The organism is Paenibacillus sp. CFBP13512, assembly GCF_005233705.1.
In the GTDB taxonomy this organism is placed as follows: Bacteria; Bacillota; Bacilli; order Paenibacillales; family Paenibacillaceae; genus Saccharibacillus; species Saccharibacillus nuruki.
Genome location: NZ_QGAD01000019.1, coordinates 21981 through 43101, shown reverse-complemented (window position 1 = coordinate 43101; position 21121 = coordinate 21981). Strand labels below are relative to the sequence as shown.

Genomic DNA, 21121 nt, shown 5'->3' with positions numbered 1-21121 from the left:
AGGTTTTCTATTTATGTATAAAACAATCGTTATTGGTACAGGACCTGCTGGATTAACAGCAGCTATTTATTTGGCTCGTGCAAATCTAAAACCGTTAATTATTGAAGGCCTACAACCAGGTGGACAATTGACTACAACCACAGAAGTAGAAAATTTCCCGGGATTTACAGAAGGTATTATGGGACCTGAATTAATGGACAACATGCGCAAACAAGCAGAACGTTTTGGTGCAGAATTCAAATCAGGATGGGTAGAACAAGTTGATCTATCTCAACGTCCTTTTAAAGTAAAAGTAGAAGGAATGGGCGAGTTAGAAGCCGAATCCGTGATTATTTCAACAGGTGCTTCTGCAAGATATCTAGGCATTCCTGGAGAGCAAGACAATATCGGTCGCGGTGTAAGTACATGTGCGACTTGTGATGGATTCTTTTTCCGTGGTAAAAAGCTAATTGTTGTCGGTGGCGGCGATTCAGCAATGGAAGAAGCAAGCTTCTTGACTCGTTTTGCAACCGAAGTAACAGTCGTGAATCGTCGTGATGAGCTTCGTGCTTCCAAAATCATGCAAGATCGTGCACAAGGCAATCCTAAGATCAAATGGCAGTTAAACCGTAAGCCACTTGAAGTAGTATCAGACGGTATGGGTGTTAAAGGTCTAAAAGTGCTGAACAATGAAACAGGACAAGAAGAAGTCATTGAAGCAGACGGTGTCTTTGTAGCGATCGGTCATACACCGAACACTGGTTTCTTGGGCGAACAGATCCATACGGATGGACACGGTTATGTCACAGTTACTCCAGGCACAACAGAAACCAATATCCCAGGCGTATTCGCTTGTGGCGATGTGCAAGATACACGTTACCGTCAAGCGATTACAGCAGCAGGTAGTGGTTGTATGGCTGCAATGGATTGTGAGAAGTATCTTGAAGGCAGTATGGTACACGACTGGAGCGAATCACTCAACGAGTAAGAACATAGATGGAGAGGGAGCCATTATGGCTCCCTTTTTGGTGAGATTAGACAAGACAACAGAGCCGTGGGTTCGCTTGACCAGAATCTAAGGTTCGCTTATAGTGGGATACGTACATTCAACTGAATCATGTTCTATCTTATATATTTTCAAGCCTAATCCTATATATGATATTTATTCATCATTTTGTATACTTTTCTATGTCTAGAAGGATGATACAATGACATATAATCATAGTAGTGGTTAGAGATCTTATAAATCATGAACTATTAAACTTTGAATGGAAAAGGTGGATCGGTCATATGTCTGAAAATATTTATATTGGTGTTGATCTTGGCGGTACAGCTATCAAAGTAGGTATCTGTAATCAAGAAGGAGAATTGCTTCATACGTACGAAGGTCCGACTGAAAAAGAAAAAAGCTCAGATGCGGTTATCGGTAATATTGAAAAATATGTACGTCATATCGTAGAGCAATCACCTTATGAGTGGGATCAAGTGGTAGGTGTTGGAGCTGGTGTCGCTGGCTTCACTGATGTTCGTGCTGGTGTTATTTTGATGGCTCCTAACATCAATTTTCAGAATGTGCCGATCCGTGCTATTTTGGAAGAACGTCTAGGCAAAACAATTCGTGTCGATAATGATGCTAACGTAGCGGCTCTAGGTGAAGCTTGGAGTGGAGCAGGCAAAGGGATTACAGATTGTGTCTGTTATACGCTAGGTACAGGTGTAGGCGGCGGTATTATTGTTAATGGTCATATTTATCAAGGATTCTCAGGTTTAGCTGGTGAAATTGGTCATATTTCAGTTGTGCCTGATTTGGAAGCGATTAAATGTGGTTGTGGCAAAATGGGTTGTCTAGAAACGGTATCTTCTGCAACGGGTATTGTTCGTATGGCCGTTGAAGCTGTAGAACGTGGCGATCATACATCATTATCTGCCATCGAAAAAGTATCTGCAAAAGATATTTTTGATGCAGCTAAAGCAGGCGATGAAGTGAGTATCCGTATTATTAATCGTGCTGCTTTTTATCTTGGTAAATCGATGGCTGCTGTTGCAGCAACATTGAATCCAGAACGCTTTATTATCGGTGGCGGTGTATCCAAAGCAGGCGATATTTTGTTCAATGAAATCCGTAGAGTATTTGCTGAACTCACTCCTGAACCGTTGCAACGTGGAGTAGAAATTATTCCTGCGAAGCTTGGTAATGATGCAGGTATTGTTGGAGCAGCTGGTTTATTGTTACGTTAAGGTATAGAGATCATATCAAAGTCTAGATTCGTTAAAGGGAGGGTACTTGAGCATGAGCAAAAGCGAAAATTCATCGATAGCCACAATGATTATTATTACCGGAATGTCTGGAGCGGGCAAAACGATTGCTGTACAGAGCCTTGAAGATCTTGGGTTTTTCTGCGTAGATAATCTGCCCCCTGTACTGATTCCAAAGTTCGCTGAATTAATAGAGCAATCCAATGGTAAAATCGGTAAAGTTGCATTGGTTATCGATTTACGCGGACGTGAATTTTTTGCTGCTCTGTCTGAATCCCTGAATTATATCAAAAACCATTATACGATTCATTCTGAAATCTTATTTCTGGATTCTAGTGACTCTGTATTGGTTCAACGGTATAAAGAAAGCAGACGTCGCCATCCGTTAGCGCCTGAAGGTATGCCGCTCGATGGTATTCGTTTAGAGCGTCAGATGTTAGATGATCTCAAAACATCAGCGACTCAAATTATAGATACAAGTATTATCAAACCTGCTCAATTAAAAGAGAAAATCATTTCTAGCTTTTCTCACTTGGAATCGAATCGCTTGTCGATCAACGTCACATCATTCGGGTTCAAATACGGTATTCCAATCGATGCAGATCTAATTTTTGATGTTCGCTTTTTGCCGAATCCTCATTACATCGATAATTTAAGACCTCATACTGGGCAAGATAGCGATGTCTACGAATATGTAATGAAATGGCCGGAAACACAAGCTTTTCTGACCAAATTATTAGATATGCTACACTTCTTAATTCCTCATTACCGGAATGAAGGTAAAAGCCAGGTTATTATAGGAATTGGCTGTACAGGCGGTAAGCATCGTTCTGTTGCGATTTCTGAGTACTTAGGCCGTATGCTTGGTGCAAGTGAAACAGAAACAGTACGTGTTAGTCATAGGGATGCTGATCGTGATCGGCATTAAGGAGTGAAAGATATGTCTATTTCACAACCCACTTTACCTGTGGTTCGTCCTCGAATCGTGGTTATGGGTGGTGGCACAGGGTTGTCGGTTATGCTTAGAGGTCTCAAAGAAAAGCCCCTTGATATTACCGCTATCGTCACTGTTGCAGACGATGGCGGAAGTTCAGGGATTCTGCGAGATGAGCTAAAAATGCCGCCACCCGGTGATATTCGTAATGTACTTACCGCTTTAGCAGATGTAGAACCTCTTTTATCAGACATGCTCAAATATCGTTTTCAAAAAGGCGAAGGACTTGCAGGTCATAGCTTAGGTAACCTGATTCTGGCAGCAATGACAGACATATCGGGTGATTTCGTGACTGCTGTTCGAGAATTGAGTCGTGTATTTGCTGTGAGAGGACAAGTGCTTCCAGCAGCAGAACAGGCTGTTATTTTACACGCCGAGATGGAGGATGGCTCTATCGTCACTGGGGAGTCTAAGATTCCCGAAGCCGGTAAAAAAATCAAACGTATTTTTCTGGAACCTGATCATGTAGAACCTTTGCCTGATGCGGTACTTGCGATCGAACAGGCAGATGCGATTCTGATCGGACCTGGTAGTCTGTATACCAGTCTGTTGCCCAATTTGCTCGTGCATAAGCTTGCAGAAGCGATGTTAAATTCCAAAGCCCTCAAGCTATTCATTTGCAATGTGATGACACAGCCAGGAGAAACAGACCACTACACGGTGAGTGATCATTTGAATGCGATCTATGAGCATGTCGGTCATCGATTATTTGATTATGTGATTGTGAACAACGATCCGATTCCTTTAAAAATGCAAAAGCGCTATGCCGAACAAGGAGCCAAGCCAGTGATTCTGGATCTAGAAACAGTGGAATCGCTGGGTTATAAAGTGATCGCGGATAAGTTGGTACTTTATGGTACGTATCTTCGTCATGATGCGGATAAGTTAAGTCATCATATTTATGAGCAAGTTAAAAAATCTATGTTATCGAAAGGGTGAGTCCATTGTCATTTGCGGCGCAGACGAAAAAAGAATTAACGATGGTAGAGGCTGATGACTGTTGTGAACATGCAGAACTGTCTGCGCTTATACGGATGAATGGTTCAGTGCAGATTTCCAACAAAAAAGTCATTCTGGATATCTCCACTGAAAATGCCGCTATCGCAAGACGGATCTATTCCCTGATCAAAAAGCATTTTGCTGTGCATACCGAATTATTAGTGCGCAAAAAAATGCGTCTCAAAAAAAATAATGTCTATATTGTTCGTATTCCTATGGGTGTACAGAGCATTTTGACGACGCTCAAAATTGTTTCTGAAGGATTTATGTTTACACCGGGAATCAATACCGAAATGGTACGTAAAAACTGCTGTAAACGTGCTTATTTACGGGGTGCTTTTATGGCAGGCGGATCGGTCAATAATCCTGAGGGATCATCGTATCACTTGGAGATTGCTTCGATGTATGAAGAACAGTGTCAGGCGCTCGTCGATCTTGCGAATGAATTCGAATTGAATGCTCGCTGTATTGAGCGGAAAAAAGGATTTATTTTATATATCAAAGAAGGCGAAAAAATTATTGAATTTTTGAGTATTATCGGAGCGCATCAAGCGCTATTCAAATTCGAAGATGTCCGTATTATGCGAGATATGCGTAATTCTGTGAATCGTATTGTCAATTGCGAGACTGCTAACTTGAACAAAACGATCGGTGCAGCGGTTCGTCAGATTGATAACATCAAATTTATCCAACGCCGTATTGGACTGGAACAATTGCCTGATAAATTACGTGAAGTGGCAGAAGTCCGTTTAGCAAATCCTGATATCAACCTCAAAGAAGTCGGTGAAATGCTCAAAGGTGGAGTCAGCAAGTCAGGAGTCAATCATCGGCTACGTAAATTAGATGAGATGGCTGAAAAAATGCGTAATGAGCACTATGCTTGAATAAAATAATCTCACGTAAGCTTTATTTTTTTCTAGTACGGTGCGTGCTATAATGGTATAGTGTTATGAACATGGTATTAAACACTGTGAGCTACTTAGGTATGCTCAATAGATGTAATGAATATGTATTATAGGGGGTAACGATCTCATGACAAAACACCCGGTTGTTGTTCGATTGAAAACGGGATTACACGCAAGACCTGCAGCATTGTTTGTACAGGAAGCGAATAAATATTCTTCAGAGATTTTTGTTGAAAAAGATGATAAAAAAGTGAATGCTAAAAGTATCATGGGCATTATGAGCCTTGCGATCAGTTCGGGCACTGAAGTATACATTAGTGCAGAAGGCGCAGATTCAGAATCTGCTGTAAACGCTTTAGTCAGTCTAGTAAGCAAAGAAGAATTAGAAAACCAATAAGCCCCCCATACGATATGGAGGGCGTGCCGTCACAGATTTCTGTGGCGGTTTTTTGTATAGAGATATTCGTTTAGCTCAGGAAGATCCCTTTTTTGGCAAAATTCAATTTCAACTGAAAAGCATTCCACGAGCTCTGGTAACCAAAGCCATCTCGCAATACAGCAAATGGAATATACATACGTCCGTTGACAACCTCCGCATCAGGTCCGTTCCACTGATGATTGTTCAGACGCATAGTAACGCCAGAACCGCTCATGATCATATCGAGCTGATCATCATTTTGCAATAATGTATATGTTTTGACACCGGATTCGTATCGCAACGTCATTCCGATAGAGTCACGCAACATGACTACTGGAATCATGGTATTTCCGCCGATTAAAAGTCCATTTTGTGGAAGGCGGGTTCCATTCCATTCTAACTTCACTTCACGCGGCTTGGCTGGAGTGGCAGCTTGAACAGCTGTTGTATTAAAGATTAGAATACCCATCATAAGCAGAATGGAACCCCATAGACATTTATTTTTTAACATGGTGACTCTCCCCTCATTCTTATTGTTCCCGATCTCGTGTACTCATTATAGCTCTAAAGTCCATAATGGTGGGATTATATGAGATTATAAAAAAAATAATCTAACTTGTCACGATGAACTTGAACAATGTGTAACTTGTTGTGTGAAATAGACAATATCTTCTCTCTATTCTTGTTATTCTTCAGCAAAATAAACGATCATTCTTCTTCAAACAGAGCGTTAAATCATGAACGATGCAACTTTTATTCACGCCTTATCGTTTAGTAGGTATAACCTTTAAGGAGTGAGTAGCATGAAGAAAACAAGTAAATCCTTAGCTTCATTGATGATCGCAGGTACACTATTAACAGGAATGGGAACACTTATAGCACTGCCTAGTCAGACGATGTATGCTGCTGAAACGGTTGCTCCTGCAACAGCAACAGGCGTGATTAACGTAAGCGGTACAGGTAAATTAACCGTCAAACCCGATATTTCATACCTAGCGATCGGAGTACAAACAACGTCTACAACAGCAGCCAAAGCGCAATCGGCTAATGCTGAGAAAATGGCGAAGTTGAATACTTTACTCAAAGGAGACTGGAAGATTCCAGCTGCGGATATTGAGAGTGTTCAATTCTATGTACAACCCAACTATGACTATAACGGTAAAGACCAGCAAAAAGTTACAGGGTATACGGCATATCATAGTGTACAAGTGACTTACCGTGATCTGGACAAACTAGGTTCGTTGTTGGATGCTGCTGCTAAATCAGGAGCGAATAATGTTGGATCTGTGAGTTTTGGTATCGAAAATGAAGATACCTACCAAGAGCAAGTTATTGCTAAAGCGATGGCTAATGCCAAAGCAAGAGCACAATCGATTGCCAAAGCAGCTAACCTTTCACTAGGAAGCCTATTGTCTGTTAGTGATCCAGGAGTGAGTGCACCACCTGTAGTGTATATGGAGAGACAAAGTGCTAAAGCAACAGAAGATTCTGCTGCTGCGAGTACAGCTATCGAACCAGGTACAATCGAATTAAATGCTACACTTAATGTGCAGTACTCTATGAATTAATAGTATGGAGATGCAATTGAATCTGATTTTGACAAAATAATCAGATTTGTAACTAATTATACGTGCAAATCCACGTATCGTTTCAGTATAGTAGAAGTTTACTAAAGTAGAACTATCCTCAAATTAGAAACGTTTATCCTGTTCAATGTGTATGCGATCAGGGTAAGCGTTTTTTCTATATTTAGCCAATTGTGCTTAAAATGTCTTACAGTTTCATCACTTTTACTATTGCAATCGTGACTATGTTGTAAATTGATATTTAGTTATTTGTAAATCTATCTATGGTTGTTCACAGTATAATGATAAAGGTTAAACCAAATATAACATGATACATATGATAAGGGAGAGATGATTTATGAAAACAACTCAAAATAATACATCTAAAACACATTTGAAAAAAATATCTGCATTTTTGTTAGCAACCACATTGGCAACGGTGGGAACAGTAGCGGTTCTGCCAGGTACTTCTTCTACGGCGCAAGCTGCAACAACCAAAGCTTCTACTTCGAATGCGAAGTCAGCTATTCATGTACAAGTGGAAGGCAAAGCAATTGCAACTACAGGGATTGTAAGTGCGAATGGTAGCTCATTGCTTCCTTTGAAAGATACAGCCAAAGCAATCGGTGCTACAGTCACTTTCAATGCGAAAGAGAAAACAGTAACAGTGACAAAAGATAAACACAAAGCATCTTTTGCTCTAGGATCAGGTTCAGATGACGGTGTATTTGTAACATTGGATGGTAGTACCATTGGGGATAGTTATGATGCTAGAATAGTCAACGGTACTTCTTATGTAGCAATCAAAGCCGTGACAGATCAATTGGGATATCGTGCGGTATGGAACGGTGCTACACGTACTGTAAATATAACCAAAGAGGGCTTAAACAATATTGAAGTAACAACAACCACTCTAAAACCGACCAAAACGAACAGTTATACAGAGACCAATATTAAATATCCAGTGGTATCCGGTCTAGACAATGCAGAAGCTGAAGCAGCGATTAATAAAGCTTTTGCAGCACATGCTCAAACGTATTTAGAAAAAGTACAAAAACAAGCTAAAGAATTTGGTGCACCTCCTAAAGATTCAGTTATCACTTATGAAATCGATAGCGGTTATAAAATAACGTACAATCGTAATGGTGTACTAAGTATCCTAGTGACTGATTATGAATATCTTGGTGGGGCGCATGGTAGTTCTATACAAACAGGCATGACATTCTCATTAAAAGATGGCAAGCAAATTCAATTAGGCGACTTGCTCAAATCCAATAGCAATTATCGTAAAGATATCGACAAAATTATCAATGCTCAAATGAAAAAAAATGGAGATCTTTACTTTAAAGATAGTTTTAAAGGAATTGCTGCTAATCAAGGATACTATTTAACAGATAGCGGAATCACTCTGTTTTTCCAACAATATGATATCGCACCTTATGCAGCAGGTATGCCAGAATTCCCGATTACTTTCAAACAAGTGTTGCCATCAGGCGTGAATCCACTTGATGCATACAAAGCTTAAATAAAAAAGTATACAAAAAAGCCTCCGGTTTATACCCCGGAGGCTTTTTCGCGTGTTGTTCCAGCATGCTGGAGTAAAATTATACCCCTTGTGGAGGTGTATTTTCAATCACTTTATCAACGATACCGTAATCTTTTGCTTCAGCAGCAGTCATAAAGTAATCGCGGTCTGTATCTTTTTCGATACGTTCCAACGGTTGACCTGTACGTTCTGCTAGAATTTTATTCAATTTATCACGCATTTTAAGAATACGACGAGCACGGATTTCGATATCTGTCGCTTGTCCTTGTGCTCCACCAAGTGGTTGGTGAATCATAATCTCGCTGTTAGGCAATGCAAAACGTTTACCTTTAGCACCAGCGTTAAGTAAAAATGCGCCCATACTTGCTGCCATACCTACACAGATGGTAGATACATCAGCTTTGATAAATTGCATTGTATCGTAAATAGCCATTCCCGCAGTGATCGAACCGCCTGGACTGTTAACATATAGGTGGATGTCTTTCTCCGGGTCTTCGGCTTCCAGAAACAGCAATTGTGCGATAATCGCATTGGCTACAACATCATTGACTTCAGAACCGAGAAAAATAATGCGGTCTTTTAACAGACGAGAGTAAATGTCATAGGCACGTTCCCCACGACTGCTTTGTTCAACGACCATTGGAATATAACTCACTAGAAACCCTCCTTCAAAGTTGTACATCATCAATAGAATAATTATAGATCAAATATTGTATTAGAAGATACTCATTGTTCTTACCACATTATAGGATAATTCAAACCAAAAGTCAAAGAAAGTCAAACTATCCTGACCAAAAGTGAAGGAACTTCTGCAAAATAGGTTAATGAAGAAGAGAGCAACCTAATTTTGGGTATAAAAATAACCAGCATCGGCTGGTTGAAGGGTATTCTGCGTTTATAGGTAATTCACTTAATGTTGCGCAAATACTTCTACGATAGGATAGAACATATAAGTACGTACATAATCGTATTGATCATAAAAACAATACTACATTATAACTTAATTAAAATGGCGCGCCCGCCAAGAATCGAACTTGGATCTCAGGCTTCGGAGGCCTACGTCATATCCATTGGACCACGGGCGCATGTAAAACAGCAGTACGATTGATTATAGGATATCTACCTATAAAAAGCAAGTTGACGATTCATACCATAATCAAGAAAAACGATAACATCAACCTCTCACAGAATAGTTGCATGAAAAACTTGCTTCTGCATGGAAAATTGGTTAAGATAGACGTGGGACTTAAAAAGTTACGCCGGGACGTTTTAAGTCCAATTTATTGAATAACGGATATAATGGACACTGAGCGAGATAAGTTGCAGGAGTGGAATGCATGCGAAAAATATTAGAAATACAAAAGCAGCTTCTGCCCGATCTCACCGAAGTACTCAAAAAAAGATATACGATTCTGCATCAGGTTATGATGGTAGGGCTGGTTGGAAGAAGATCACTCGCCACATCGCTTAATATGACTGAACGCGTCTTACGTGCAGAGACCGATCTTCTCAAATCGCAAGGATTGCTTGAGATTGAAAGTACGGGAATGAAGGTTAGTGAAGCAGGCAAGCAATTGCTTGATGAACTTGAGCCTATTATTCAGGAACTGCTTGGATTATCCAATCTGGAAGAACGTATTCGCACTTTCTATAAGCTGAGACAAGTCATTGTCGTTCCTGGTGATAGTGACATATCTATTATGGCTAAGCAAGAGCTTGGACGAGCAGGAGCCAAAGCGCTGCTCAGTGTAATCCGTGAGGACGATGTCGTTGCTGTAACAGGAGGCTTTACATTAGCTGAAGTCGCCGAGCAACTCAGTCCATCCATACCGGCACCTCTCAAGAATGCCTGGTTTGTACCGGCAAGAGGCGGACTTGGAGAGAGTATGGAATTTCAGGCGAATTCGATTGCTTCCACTATGGCAAAGCGTGTAGGCGCACAGTATCGGTTATTGCATATTCCCGATTTGTTACGTGAAGATGCTTACGAATTGCTTTATCAGGATCAGAATATCCGTGAAATTGTGGGTCTGATTCGTAAAGCACGTATCATTATGCACGGAATCGGAGATGCGATGGAGATGGTGCGTCGCCGTAGACTTGAACCCGAGGCAGCGGAAGAAATTCATGCCGCTGGAGCTGTTGCTGAATCATTCGGTCATTATTTTAATGAACAGGGTGAGACGGTGCACCAGATGTTGACGATGGGACTTCAGCTCGATGATATTTCCAAAGCGGAAGTGGTTATCGGTATTGCTGGAGGCCGTAGCAAGGCCAAATCGATTCATGCTGTACTCAAATTCGGTCAGGAAGATATTCTGGTCATTGACGAAGCCGCCGCTAGAGAAATTGTGAAAGAACTAGACTAGTCCTTTTGCTTCATTTTCGAACGTCTAGCGGTACGGCACACAAGTTTTACTCTATAATGTTGTCTTGACATGCCTTTAACGGGTGTGTCTTGAAATAAATTAAATACACTATCTCTAGGAGGAATTAACTCATGGTTAAAGTTGGTATTAATGGTTTCGGACGTATCGGACGCTTGGCTTTCCGTCGTATTCAAAATGTAGCAGGTATTGAAGTGGTAGCAATTAACGATTTGACTGACGCTAAAATGTTGGCTCACTTGTTGAAATATGATACAACTCAAGGTAAATTTGACGGCGAAGTTGAAGTTCATGACGGATTCTTCAAAGTAAACGGAAAAGAAGTAAAAGTTCTAGCTAACCGTAACCCAGAAGAACTTCCTTGGGGAGATCTTGGTGTGGATATCGTTCTTGAATGTACTGGATTCTTCACAACTAAAGAATCAGCTGAGAAACATTTAACAGCTGGTGCTAAAAAAGTTGTTATCTCTGCTCCAGCTACTGGCGAAATGAAAACAATCGTTTATAACGTAAACCATGAAATTCTTGATGGTACTGAAACTGTAATTTCTGGTGCTTCTTGCACAACGAACTGTCTTGCTCCAATGGCTAAAACATTGCAAGATCAATTCGGAGTAGTAGAAGGCTTGATGACTACAATTCATGCTTACACTGGCGACCAAAACACTTTGGATGCTCCACATGCTAAAGGTGACTTCCGTCGTGCTCGTGCAGCTGCTGAAAACATCATTCCTAACACAACTGGTGCTGCTAAAGCAATCGGTCTAGTTATCCCTGAATTGAAAGGTAAATTGGATGGTGCAGCACAACGTGTTCCTGTAGCAACTGGTTCCCTTACTGAATTGGTAACTATTTTGGAGAAAAAAGTTACTGTTGATGAAGTTAACGCTGCTATGAAAGCTGCTTCTGATGCTGAAACTTATGGTTACACTGAAGACGAAATCGTTTCTTCTGATATCAAAGGTATGACTTTCGGTTCCCTATTCGATGCTACTCAAACTCGCGTTCTAACTGTTGGTGACCACCAATTGGTTAAAACTGTAGCTTGGTACGATAACGAAATGTCCTACACAGCACAATTGGTTCGTACTCTTGAGTACTTCGCTAACAAAGCGTAAGAATCATTCGTGAACTGAAATAAATATTAATTCCATAAAGCGGAAACAGGTTTCTTGTGTTTCCGCTTTTTCTAAATGAATATCTGTTTTAAATTGCTCGTTAATCAAAATTCAGGGCATGGAGGAACAATATAATGAATAAGAAAAGTGTTCGCGATATAGAAGTAACAGGTAAAGTGGTATTTGTACGTGTAGATTTCAACGTACCTATGGAAGACGGTAAAATCACAGATGACAAACGGATCCGTGAGACATTACCTACTATTCAATACCTTGTTGAAAAAGGTGCAAAAGTTGTACTTGCAAGTCATATGGGTCGCCCTAACGGTGAAGTGGTTGAATCATTACGCTTAACTCCACAAGCAACGCGTCTATCTGAATTGCTAGGTCAACCGGTTGCTAAAGCTGACGAAGCAATTGGCGATGCTGTAAAATCACAAATCGCTGAATTGAAAAACGGTGACGTTTTGGTTCTTGAAAACGTACGTTTCTACCCTGGCGAAGAGAAAAATGATGCAGACTTAGCTAAATCTTTTGCAGAATTGGCTGATCTATTCGTCAATGATGCATTTGGTGCAGCTCACCGTGCGCATGCTTCAACAGAAGGTATTGCACACCACTTGCCAGCAGTATCTGGTCTTTTGATGGAGAAAGAATTAGATGTATTGGGTAAAGCTTTGACTAGCCCTGAGCGTCCTTTCACAGCAATCGTAGGTGGATCTAAAGTAAAAGATAAAATCGATGTAATCGATAACCTAATCAATCTTGCAGACAACATCATTATTGGTGGTGGATTGACTTACACATTCTTCAAAGCTCAAGGTCATGAAGTAGGACAATCTCTTCTAGACGAAAGCAAATTGGATGTTGTACTTGGATTCGTAGAAAAAGCAAAAAAATTAGGTAAAAAATTGTATCTTCCAGTAGATATCGTTGTTTCTGATGATTTCAGTGCAGATGCAAACACAGATATCGTAACAATCGACAAAATCCCAGCAGCTTGGGAAGGCGTAGACATCGGTCCTAAAACTCGTGAAATTTATGCTGATGTTATCAAAAACTCTAAATTGGTTGTATGGAACGGACCAATGGGCGTATTTGAAATCGCACCTTTCTCTGGTGGTACAAAAGCAGTCGCAGAAGCTTGTGCAACAACTGAAGCTTACACAATCATTGGTGGCGGTGATTCCGCAGCAGCAGCAGAGAAATTCGGCTTAGCTGACAAAATGGACCATATCTCTACAGGTGGCGGTGCTTCTCTAGAGTTTATGGAAGGTAAAGCTCTTCCAGGCGTTGTGGCATTGAACGATAAATAAGTTTAAAATAGATATAGATTTGGGTGCTTTGGGTCATACAAAGCACTTCAGTATGGCTTAGGTTAGCATACTGTAGTTATGCAAACAGAAGGAGTGATATCGCAGTGAGAACACCAATTATTGCAGGGAACTGGAAGATGTTCAAAACCGTTCCTGAAGCAAAAGCGTTTATTGAAGATATCAAAGGCAAAGCAGAAGTAGATGGCGTAGAAAGCGTAATTTGCGCTCCTTTCACTAATCTTCCTGCTTTGGTTGAAGCAGTAAAAGGAACTTCGATCAAAATCGGTGCACAAAATCTTCATTTTGAAGACAATGGCGCTTACACTGGCGAAATCAGTGGCGTAATGTTGAAAGATCTTGGTGTGGATTATGTAATCATCGGTCACTCTGAGCGTCGTCAATATTTTGCTGAAACAGACGAAATCGTTAATAAAAAAGTACATGCTGCTTTCCGTCATGGTCTGACTCCTATCGTATGTGTAGGTGAAAAGCTTGAAGAACGTGAAGCTAATCAAACTAAAGAAGTATGCAAAGTACAAACAGAAGGTGCTTTTGTAGGATTGAGCGCAGAGCAAGCGAAAGAAACCGTTATCGCTTATGAGCCAATCTGGGCAATCGGAACAGGCAAATCTTCTACATCCCAAGATGCGAATGAAGTTATCGCTTATATTCGTGAATTGGTTAAAGGTCTATACAACGAAGAAGTGGCTAACGCAGTTCGTATTCAATACGGCGGTAGCGTGAAACCTGAGAATGTTAAGGAGTATATGGGACAAAGCGATATCGATGGCGCACTTGTCGGCGGCGCAAGCTTGCAACCTGATTCTTACATTCAGCTCGTTGAGGGGGCGAAGTAAATGTCAGCACCCAAACCAGTAGCATTAATCATTATGGATGGATTCGGTCTACGCGCAGAAGTAGAAGGCAACGGTGTTGCTCAAGCGAAAAAACCGAATTATGATAGATATCTAAGCGAATACCCACATACAACTTTGACGGCTTGCGGTGAAGCTGTAGGTCTGCCTGAAGGACAAATGGGTAACTCGGAAGTTGGTCACTTGAATATTGGTGCAGGTCGCATTGTATATCAAGATTTGACTCGTATTTCCAAGTCGATTCGTGACGGAGACTTTTTCCAAAATGAAGCGTTGGTTGGCGCATTTACAAATGCAAAAACAAACGGTAAAAAATTGCATGTGTTCACCCTGTTATCCGATGGCGGTGTACATAGTCATATCGATCATTTATTCGCTACACTGGATATGGCTAAACGCGAAGATTTCCATGATGTACTGATTCATGTATTCTTGGATGGACGCGACGTATCACCAGATAGCGGTAAACGTTATATGGAACGATTGGTTGCTCAAATAGCAGAAGTTGGCGTAGGTAAAATTGCTACGGTTCAAGGTCGCTATTACGCAATGGATCGTGACAAACGCTGGGAACGTGTGGAAAAAGCTTACCGTGCTATCGCTTTCGGCGAAGGTCCGGCATTCAAAGATCCAGAAAACGTTATTTCTTCTTCTTATCAAAATTCAGTGTTTGACGAATTCGTTGAACCATCTGTTATTGTCGATAGTGAAGAAAAACCAGTAGGCACAGTAAGTGATGGCGATTCGGTGATCTTCTTGAACTTCCGTCCTGACCGTGCAATTCAGTTGTCTCAAGCTTTTACTCAAGAAGCATTTGAAGGATTCGATCGTGGACATGCACAACCTAAAAACCTGTACTATGTATGCTTAACCACATACAGCAATACAGTAAGTGGAACGGTAGCTTATGGACCGAAGAATCTGAATAATACGCTTGGTGAAGTTTTAGTACAGCATGGCAAAAAACAATTGCGTATTGCTGAGACTGAAAAATATCCTCACGTTACTTTCTTTTTCAGTGGCGGTCGTGATGTAGAACTAGAAGGCGAGACTCGTATCTTGATTAACTCTCCTAAAGTCGCTACGTATGATCTACAACCGGAAATGAGTGCACGTGAAGTAGCAGATGCTTGTATCGCTGAGATTGAAGCAGAGCGTCAAGATGTTATCATTTTGAACTTTGCTAATCCTGATATGGTAGGTCACTCTGGTAAGCTAGAGCCTACAATCAGAGCGGTAGAAACAACAGATGAGTGTGTAGGTAGAGTCGTAGATGCGATTCTAGCTAAAGGCGGCGTAGCTCTAATTACTGCTGACCATGGTAACGCTGAGACGGAGATCGACGAATTGGGTCGTCCGCAGACGGCACATACAACGAACCCTGTACCATTTATCGTCACAGATAAAAATGTTACTTTGCGTGAAGGTGGTATTTTAGGTGATATCGCACCAACCATTCTTGATTTTGCACAATTACCTAAACCGGAAGAAATGACAGGTACATCTATTGTCAACAGCCGTAAGTAATTGCTCGCTATAAAAGATATGCATTAAAATGTAATGATCATTTATGATCTAAAATAACGATTTAAAAGGAGAACATTTAACCATGACTATTATTTCTGATGTTTATGCACGCGAAGTTCTTGACTCCCGTGGTAACCCTACAGTTGAAGTTGAAGTATACTTGGAATCAGGCGCTTTGGGTCGCGCAATCGTTCCTTCTGGCGCATCTACTGGTGCTCATGAAGCTGTAGAACTTCGTGACGAAGATAAATCTCGTTACTTGGGTAAAGGCGTTCTTAAAGCAGTAGAGAACGTTAACGAAATCATCGCTCCAGAAATCATTGGTATGGATGCTCTTGATCAATTGGGTATTGATAAAGCAATGATCAAATTGGATGGTACTCCTAACAAAGCTAAATTAGGTGCTAACGCTATTCTTGCAGTATCTATGGCTACTGCTCGTGCAGCTGCTGATGCTCTTGATCTTCCATTGTATGTATACTTGGGCGGATTCAACGCTAAACAATTGCCAGTACCAATGATGAACATCATCAACGGTGGTGAGCACGCTGATAATAACGTTGACGTTCAAGAATTCATGGTATTGCCAGTTGGAGCTCCTAGCTTCAAAGAAGCTCTTCGTACAGGTGCTGAGATTTTCCACAGCCTTAAATCTGTATTGAAAGCTAAAGGATTAAGCACTTCTGTAGGTGATGAAGGTGGATTCGCTCCTAACTTTACATCTAACGAAGAAGCATTGACTTCTATTGTTGAAGCAATCGAAAAAGCGGGTTACAAACCAGGTGTTGACGTATTCTTGGGTATGGACGTTGCTTCTACTGAGTTCTACAAAAACGGTAAATATGAACTTGCTGGCGAAGGTAAATCATACACTTCTGCTGAGTTCGTAGACTTGATGGCTTCATGGGTTGATAAATACCCAATCATTACAATCGAAGATGGTTGTTCTGAAGATGACTGGGAAGGTTGGAAATTGTTAACTGAGAAATTGGGAGACAAAGTTCAATTGGTTGGTGACGACTTGTTCGTAACAAACACTGAGCGTCTTGGTCGTGGTATTGAAGAAGGTATTGGTAACTCTATCCTTGTTAAAGTTAACCAAATCGGTACGCTTTCTGAAACATTTGATGCGATTGAAATGGCTAAACGCGCTGGTTACACAGCTGTTATTTCTCACCGCTCTGGTGAATCCGAAGATAGCACAATCGCTGACATCGCTGTAGCGACAAATGCTGGACAAATCAAAACAGGTGCTCCTTCACGTACAGACCGTATTGCAAAATACAACCAATTGCTTCGCATCGAAGATCAATTGGGTGACCTTGCTAAATACGATGGTCTTAAATCTTTCTACAACTTGACTGCACACAGAGGCTTAACTAAATAATTCACTTTTAAGTGATAGACAACCATCTGGTATCATGCCGGGTGGTTGTTTTTTTATATGTGTTTTATATCTATAGGTGCTCTTTAAGATTATGTATATGTTGACACCTTAAAAGAAGAGCTGGAGTCAAAACCTTACTTCACGATACATATCGGAGTAAAAAGATTGCTTTTCACTTGAAAAATATGCTAAAATAAGAATGCTGTTTTCTATACGATTATTACATACAATAGTGGTGGTCAATCACTGTTGTTCTTATATGATAACGATAGATGTTCGGCGTATTCGTTTGAGGAGGTGGAATTCATGTTATTGACTTTGAAAGTACTGCTCATGATTTTTTCCGTTGGGTTGATCGTTATTGTTCTACTTCAAAAAGGTAAAAGTGCTGGACTTTCTGGTGCCATCTCCGGCGGTGCGGAACATCTTTTTGGTAAAACCAAAGCGCGCGGAATGGAACTGGTGTTGGAACGTACAACAGTAGGACTGGCTATTGGATTTTTTGTTCTAGCTATTCTTGTAGCGGTATTTAGTTAAATCATGAATCGCCTGAAGTGGTAAAGGATAACTTTACTGCATCAGGCGATTTTTATATGGTAAGCAATTGTAAATAGATGCTCTTTGGTTAGTGATTGTTCATAGAGAATTCATATAAGGGAACTATACTTGGAATTGTTCCCGAGCTTGTCCATTATTCCCATGTAAGTCAAGTAAAGCCGAAGTGCATGATGTGCAATACCTTTAAGGCAGTTTTGTTATTCCCAACCAAGGAGGGGATAATCGAACTGCCCTCTTTTTTTATGCAGAAGGATACAGGAAACTGAATATTTCGGTCGAATTGAATAGGTGAGATTAAATTAGTGTATACTAGGGTATGAGTATACTAAACGCTACAATGCATGCAGTTATACATACGGATCAAGAAGGGAAGATAAGCTTACCCTGAAGGTCGTCCGAGGTGAAATGATATGATTACTGAACAACAAGTATTAGATGTAATAAAAAGTATCGACTATAAACCAATGACTTATCAAGAATTGGAGCAGCAGCTAGAGATTCAAGCGGCTTCAGACTTTAAAGAATTGGTCAAAATATTAAATGAACTTGAGCGTACAGGCATTATCGTACAGAACAAGTCTCATCATTATGGTCTACCGGAACATATGGATTTGGTTCGTGGACGGATTCAAGCTCATGCCAAAGGATTTGCTTTTCTAATTCCTGAGGAAAAAGAGCATGGTGATGTCTATATCAATGCCAATGATATGGGAACCGCAATGAACGGGGATATCGTATTTGTTAAAGTGACGTCTCGCAGTACGACAGGTGGTCGTATGGAAGGTGAAGTCGTTCGTGTCATCACTCGCAAAAATACACGTGTGGTTGGTGTATTCCAAGGGTTGGATACGTACGGATTTATTATTCCGGATGATAAGCGGATTAACCGCGATATTTTTGTGCCCAAAGAAGCATTCGGTGGTGCAGTCGAAGGCGAAAAAGTGGTTGCTGAAATCGTCAGCTACCCAGAAGGCAGAGCAGCAGCAGAAGGACGAATTGTTGAAGTGTTGGGTCACAAAGATGATCCGGGCGTAGACATCTTGTCTGTTATTCGTAAGCATCAACTGCCAGAGTCTTTCCCTGATGAAATTATGGATGAAGCGCAAGCGGCTCCTGATTCCATTACCGATGCAGAGATCGTCGAACAAGGCAGACGCGATCTACGTAACAAAAATATCGTTACGATCGATGGCGAAGATGCCAAAGACTTGGATGATGCTGTTAATGTAGAGCGTCTAGACAACGGACATTACCGTCTAGGAGTGCATATTGCAGATGTAGGCTACTATGTTAAAGAAGGCTCTAAGCTCGATATCGAAGCTTACAACCGTGGATGCAGTGTGTATCTAGTGGATCGCGTGATTCCAATGTTGCCACATCGTCTATCGAACGGGATCTGTAGTCTTCATCCACAGGTAGATCGCCTAACTCTTTCATGCGAAATGGAATTCGATGAGCATATGAAAGTCGTGAAGCACGAAGTATTTACCAGTGTAATCAAAACCAAAGAGCGTATGACGTATACCAATGTACGCAAAATTTTGGAAGATGAAGATCCAGAATTGTTAGAGCGTTATGCTCCACTTGTCGAAGATTTCAAATTAATGCGTGAACTTGCGATGCAGTTACGTGAGATGCGTGCTCGTCGTGGCGCAGTTGATTTTGATTTTGACGAAGCGAAAATCATTTTAGATGAAAAAGGCAGACCGATCGATATTGTGAAACGTGAGCGTTCTGTTGCAGAACAGATTATCGAAGAGTTTATGCTAGCTGCGAATGAGACTGTAGCCGAGCATTTTAGCACACTTCAAGTGCCTTTCTTGTATCGTATTCATGAAAATCCAGATCAAGAAAAATTACAAAACTTCTTAGCATTTGCTTCTAACTTTGGTCATGTCATCAAAGGAACAGGCGATCATGTTCATCCACGTGCATTGCAACAATTGTTGCAAGATATCAAAGGTGAAAAAGAAGAAACAGTAATCAGCACAATGATGCTTCGTTCGATGAAACAAGCGAAATATTCCGCAGACAGTTCAGGTCACTTTGGACTAGCCGCCGATTACTATAGTCACTTTACATCACCGATTCGTCGTTATCCCGATCTGGTTATTCACCGTGTCATTCGTGAAGTGATCGAAAATGGTGGTAAGCTTAAGCCGAAGCGTCAAGATTATTTGAATTCACGTATGGCGGATATTGCACAGCAATCGTCAGAACGTGAGCGTGTTGCTGTAGATGCAGAGCGTGATACCGACCAACTGAAAAAAGCAGAGTATATGCTGGATAAAGTGGGCGAAGAATTCGAAGGTATGATCAGCAGTGTTACTAGCTTCGGTATGTTTATCGAACTGGATAATACAGTAGAAGGTCTGATCCGCTTAGGTATGCTGACTGACGATTATTATCATTTTGACGATAAACAAATGATCTTACTTGGTGAACGTACTTCCAAAATCTATCGTATCGGTGATGCGATTACCGTACGTGTAGCACGTGTGAATATGGAAGATCATACGATCGACTTTGAGCTGAAAGATATGCCGAAAAGCAACCGTCCTGAACGCGCAGATCGTGGCGCTCGTCCTCCACGTGGAGATAGCGACCGTAAAGGCGGACGTGGCGGAGATCGTGGTAAAAACAAAGCAGCTGGTAAAGCGGCGAAGTTCGGCAAAGCAGCGAAGGCTGCAAAAGCGAGCAAAGCGCCTACAGCATCTGTAGCTCCAACCGCAGATAGTGGTAGCAAAAAGCCGGCGAGACGTAAACGTAAACCGTCTACAGTCTCTGGTCAAACGAGTGCTGTAAGTGTACCGAATACACAACAGCCGCGTGCTACAGAAAATACGGTATCTGCGAGTACCAGTAATAGTGAAGGTGCGCCTAAAAAAGCGAAAGGCATTTCGACTCATGCTCCGAAAAGTTCGAGTAAAGACAACTCTCGCAACTTCAACTTTGGTTCAGGTAAAGGTGGCTATAATAGCCCTGTCGAAAGTAGCAAAAAGCGTAAAGGCAGCCCAGCACCAAGACGTAAAAAGATAGAAGGCCCTGTATTCGATCCAGAAGCAGGCAATATCCAAACGTCTTCTGCCAAAGCAGATCCTAGCAAAACAGGTGGCGAAGTGAAAAAGAGTCGTCCACGTAAACGCAAACCAAAACCAACAGAGCAAAAACCTGAATAAATAAGATATCGATCGGCTTTCTTCTTTCTCTGTACACCTTAGAATGAGGATAGAGGATGGAGTAACGCCGATCTTTATTTGTAAGTAGAGTATGATCACTAATTCGGTAATA

At 41.1% G+C, this 21121-nt stretch carries 18 protein-coding genes and 1 tRNA gene; 16 read left to right on the top strand and 3 right to left on the bottom strand.

The window, feature by feature from the left end:
• Window positions 1–13 precede the first annotated feature (13 nt).
• From trxB to PaeCFBP13512_RS19800, 6 genes are all read left to right on the top strand, one after another.
• On the top strand, window positions 14–967 hold the full coding sequence (gene trxB / locus PaeCFBP13512_RS19825) for a thioredoxin-disulfide reductase (RefSeq protein WP_069325828.1): 954 nt from the start codon (window positions 14–16) through the stop codon (window positions 965–967).
• Window positions 968–1269: 302 nt separating this feature from the next.
• On the top strand, window positions 1270–2217 hold the full coding sequence (locus tag PaeCFBP13512_RS19820; RefSeq protein WP_069325827.1) for an ROK family glucokinase: 948 nt from the start codon (window positions 1270–1272) through the stop codon (window positions 2215–2217).
• 52 nt (window positions 2218–2269) lie between these two features.
• Window positions 2270–3163, top strand: coding sequence for an RNase adapter RapZ (gene rapZ, locus PaeCFBP13512_RS19815; RefSeq protein ID WP_069325826.1), 894 nt, complete (start codon window positions 2270–2272; stop codon window positions 3161–3163).
• Between the two features lie 12 nt (window positions 3164–3175).
• Window positions 3176–4168: a gluconeogenesis factor YvcK family protein gene (locus tag PaeCFBP13512_RS19810; RefSeq protein WP_069325825.1), complete on the top strand. Its 993-nt coding sequence runs from the start codon at window positions 3176–3178 to the stop codon at window positions 4166–4168.
• A gap of 5 nt (window positions 4169–4173) precedes the next feature.
• Window positions 4174–5112, top strand: coding sequence for a DNA-binding protein WhiA (gene whiA / locus PaeCFBP13512_RS19805; protein WP_069325824.1), 939 nt, complete (start codon window positions 4174–4176; stop codon window positions 5110–5112).
• Between the two features lie 148 nt (window positions 5113–5260).
• Complete coding sequence (locus PaeCFBP13512_RS19800) at window positions 5261–5530, top strand: HPr family phosphocarrier protein (RefSeq protein WP_069325823.1); 270 nt, start codon at window positions 5261–5263, stop codon at window positions 5528–5530.
• Between the two features lie 70 nt (window positions 5531–5600).
• Here the strand turns inward: PaeCFBP13512_RS19800 and PaeCFBP13512_RS19795 are convergent, their stop codons facing one another.
• Window positions 5601–6062, bottom strand: coding sequence for a stalk domain-containing protein (locus tag PaeCFBP13512_RS19795; RefSeq protein ID WP_069325822.1), 462 nt, complete (start codon window positions 6060–6062; stop codon window positions 5601–5603).
• A 292-nt stretch (window positions 6063–6354) separates the two neighbouring features.
• On the opposite strand from PaeCFBP13512_RS19795, the gene PaeCFBP13512_RS19790 reads away from it, so the two are divergent.
• Together PaeCFBP13512_RS19790 and PaeCFBP13512_RS19785 are read left to right on the top strand one after the other, a co-directional pair.
• Window positions 6355–7119 (top strand): SIMPL domain-containing protein, encoded by a 765-nt coding sequence (locus PaeCFBP13512_RS19790; RefSeq protein ID WP_069325821.1) that lies wholly within the window; start codon window positions 6355–6357, stop codon window positions 7117–7119.
• Between the two features lie 355 nt (window positions 7120–7474).
• Window positions 7475–8641 (top strand): PdaC/SigV domain-containing protein, encoded by a 1167-nt coding sequence (locus PaeCFBP13512_RS19785; protein WP_137225547.1) that lies wholly within the window; start codon window positions 7475–7477, stop codon window positions 8639–8641.
• 79 nt (window positions 8642–8720) lie between these two features.
• On the opposite strand, the gene clpP is transcribed toward PaeCFBP13512_RS19785, so the two are convergent.
• A complete protein-coding gene (gene clpP / locus PaeCFBP13512_RS19780) occupies window positions 8721–9317 on the bottom strand; it encodes an ATP-dependent Clp endopeptidase proteolytic subunit ClpP (RefSeq protein ID WP_069325819.1) in 597 nt (198 codons plus the stop codon).
• Between the two features lie 355 nt (window positions 9318–9672).
• Window positions 9673–9747: transfer RNA gene (locus PaeCFBP13512_RS19775), tRNA-Arg, on the bottom strand.
• A gap of 252 nt (window positions 9748–9999) precedes the next feature.
• Here PaeCFBP13512_RS19775 and PaeCFBP13512_RS19770 point away from each other — a divergent pair.
• From PaeCFBP13512_RS19770 to rnr, 8 genes are all read left to right on the top strand, one after another.
• The gene (locus PaeCFBP13512_RS19770) at window positions 10000–11031 is read left to right on the top strand and encodes a sugar-binding transcriptional regulator (RefSeq protein ID WP_069325818.1); all 1032 of its coding nucleotides are present in this window, start codon (window positions 10000–10002) and stop codon (window positions 11029–11031) included.
• 131 nt (window positions 11032–11162) lie between these two features.
• Window positions 11163–12167, top strand: coding sequence for a type I glyceraldehyde-3-phosphate dehydrogenase (gene gap, locus PaeCFBP13512_RS19765; protein ID WP_069325817.1), 1005 nt, complete (start codon window positions 11163–11165; stop codon window positions 12165–12167).
• Between the two features lie 134 nt (window positions 12168–12301).
• Complete coding sequence (locus PaeCFBP13512_RS19760; protein WP_069325816.1) at window positions 12302–13483, top strand: phosphoglycerate kinase; 1182 nt, start codon at window positions 12302–12304, stop codon at window positions 13481–13483.
• A 104-nt stretch (window positions 13484–13587) separates the two neighbouring features.
• Window positions 13588–14340, top strand: a complete 753-nt coding sequence (tpiA, locus tag PaeCFBP13512_RS19755) for a triose-phosphate isomerase (protein ID WP_069325815.1) — start codon at window positions 13588–13590, stop codon at window positions 14338–14340.
• Entirely contained in the window at window positions 14341–15885 is a 1545-nt protein-coding gene (gene gpmI / locus PaeCFBP13512_RS19750) for a 2,3-bisphosphoglycerate-independent phosphoglycerate mutase (protein WP_069325814.1), read from the top strand.
• Between the two features lie 82 nt (window positions 15886–15967).
• Complete coding sequence (gene eno, locus PaeCFBP13512_RS19745; protein WP_069325813.1) at window positions 15968–17272, top strand: phosphopyruvate hydratase; 1305 nt, start codon at window positions 15968–15970, stop codon at window positions 17270–17272.
• Window positions 17273–17578: 306 nt separating this feature from the next.
• Entirely contained in the window at window positions 17579–17809 is a 231-nt protein-coding gene (gene secG, locus PaeCFBP13512_RS19740) for a preprotein translocase subunit SecG (RefSeq protein WP_069325812.1), read from the top strand.
• A 431-nt stretch (window positions 17810–18240) separates the two neighbouring features.
• Window positions 18241–21009 carry a ribonuclease R gene (gene rnr, locus PaeCFBP13512_RS19735; protein ID WP_137225545.1) on the top strand — a complete coding sequence of 923 codons (2769 nt, stop codon included), beginning with the start codon at window positions 18241–18243 and terminating at the stop codon, window positions 21007–21009.
• Window positions 21010–21121: the final 112 nt, after the last annotated feature.

What these genes read in the sequence shown, in the direction of transcription:
- PaeCFBP13512_RS19795 (WP_069325822.1), bottom strand. Translation starts at nt 6,062, where the DNA reads ATGTTAAAAAATAAATGTCTATGGGGTTCCATTCTGCTTATGATGGGT.
- rapZ (WP_069325826.1), top strand. Translation starts at nt 2,270, where the DNA reads ATGAGCAAAAGCGAAAATTCATCGATAGCCACAATGATTATTATTACC.
- PaeCFBP13512_RS19785 (WP_137225547.1), top strand. Translation starts at nt 7,475, where the DNA reads ATGAAAACAACTCAAAATAATACATCTAAAACACATTTGAAAAAAATA.
- PaeCFBP13512_RS19810 (WP_069325825.1), top strand. Translation starts at nt 3,176, where the DNA reads ATGTCTATTTCACAACCCACTTTACCTGTGGTTCGTCCTCGAATCGTG.
- gpmI (WP_069325814.1), top strand. Translation starts at nt 14,341, where the DNA reads ATGTCAGCACCCAAACCAGTAGCATTAATCATTATGGATGGATTCGGT.
- secG (WP_069325812.1), top strand. Translation starts at nt 17,579, where the DNA reads ATGTTATTGACTTTGAAAGTACTGCTCATGATTTTTTCCGTTGGGTTG.
- PaeCFBP13512_RS19770 (WP_069325818.1), top strand. Translation starts at nt 10,000, where the DNA reads ATGCGAAAAATATTAGAAATACAAAAGCAGCTTCTGCCCGATCTCACC.
- PaeCFBP13512_RS19790 (WP_069325821.1), top strand. Translation starts at nt 6,355, where the DNA reads ATGAAGAAAACAAGTAAATCCTTAGCTTCATTGATGATCGCAGGTACA.
- rnr (WP_137225545.1), top strand. Translation starts at nt 18,241, where the DNA reads ATGATTACTGAACAACAAGTATTAGATGTAATAAAAAGTATCGACTAT.
- trxB (WP_069325828.1), top strand. Translation starts at nt 14, where the DNA reads ATGTATAAAACAATCGTTATTGGTACAGGACCTGCTGGATTAACAGCA.
- PaeCFBP13512_RS19820 (WP_069325827.1), top strand. Translation starts at nt 1,270, where the DNA reads ATGTCTGAAAATATTTATATTGGTGTTGATCTTGGCGGTACAGCTATC.
- PaeCFBP13512_RS19800 (WP_069325823.1), top strand. Translation starts at nt 5,261, where the DNA reads ATGACAAAACACCCGGTTGTTGTTCGATTGAAAACGGGATTACACGCA.
- eno (WP_069325813.1), top strand. Translation starts at nt 15,968, where the DNA reads ATGACTATTATTTCTGATGTTTATGCACGCGAAGTTCTTGACTCCCGT.
- gap (WP_069325817.1), top strand. Translation starts at nt 11,163, where the DNA reads ATGGTTAAAGTTGGTATTAATGGTTTCGGACGTATCGGACGCTTGGCT.
- PaeCFBP13512_RS19760 (WP_069325816.1), top strand. Translation starts at nt 12,302, where the DNA reads ATGAATAAGAAAAGTGTTCGCGATATAGAAGTAACAGGTAAAGTGGTA.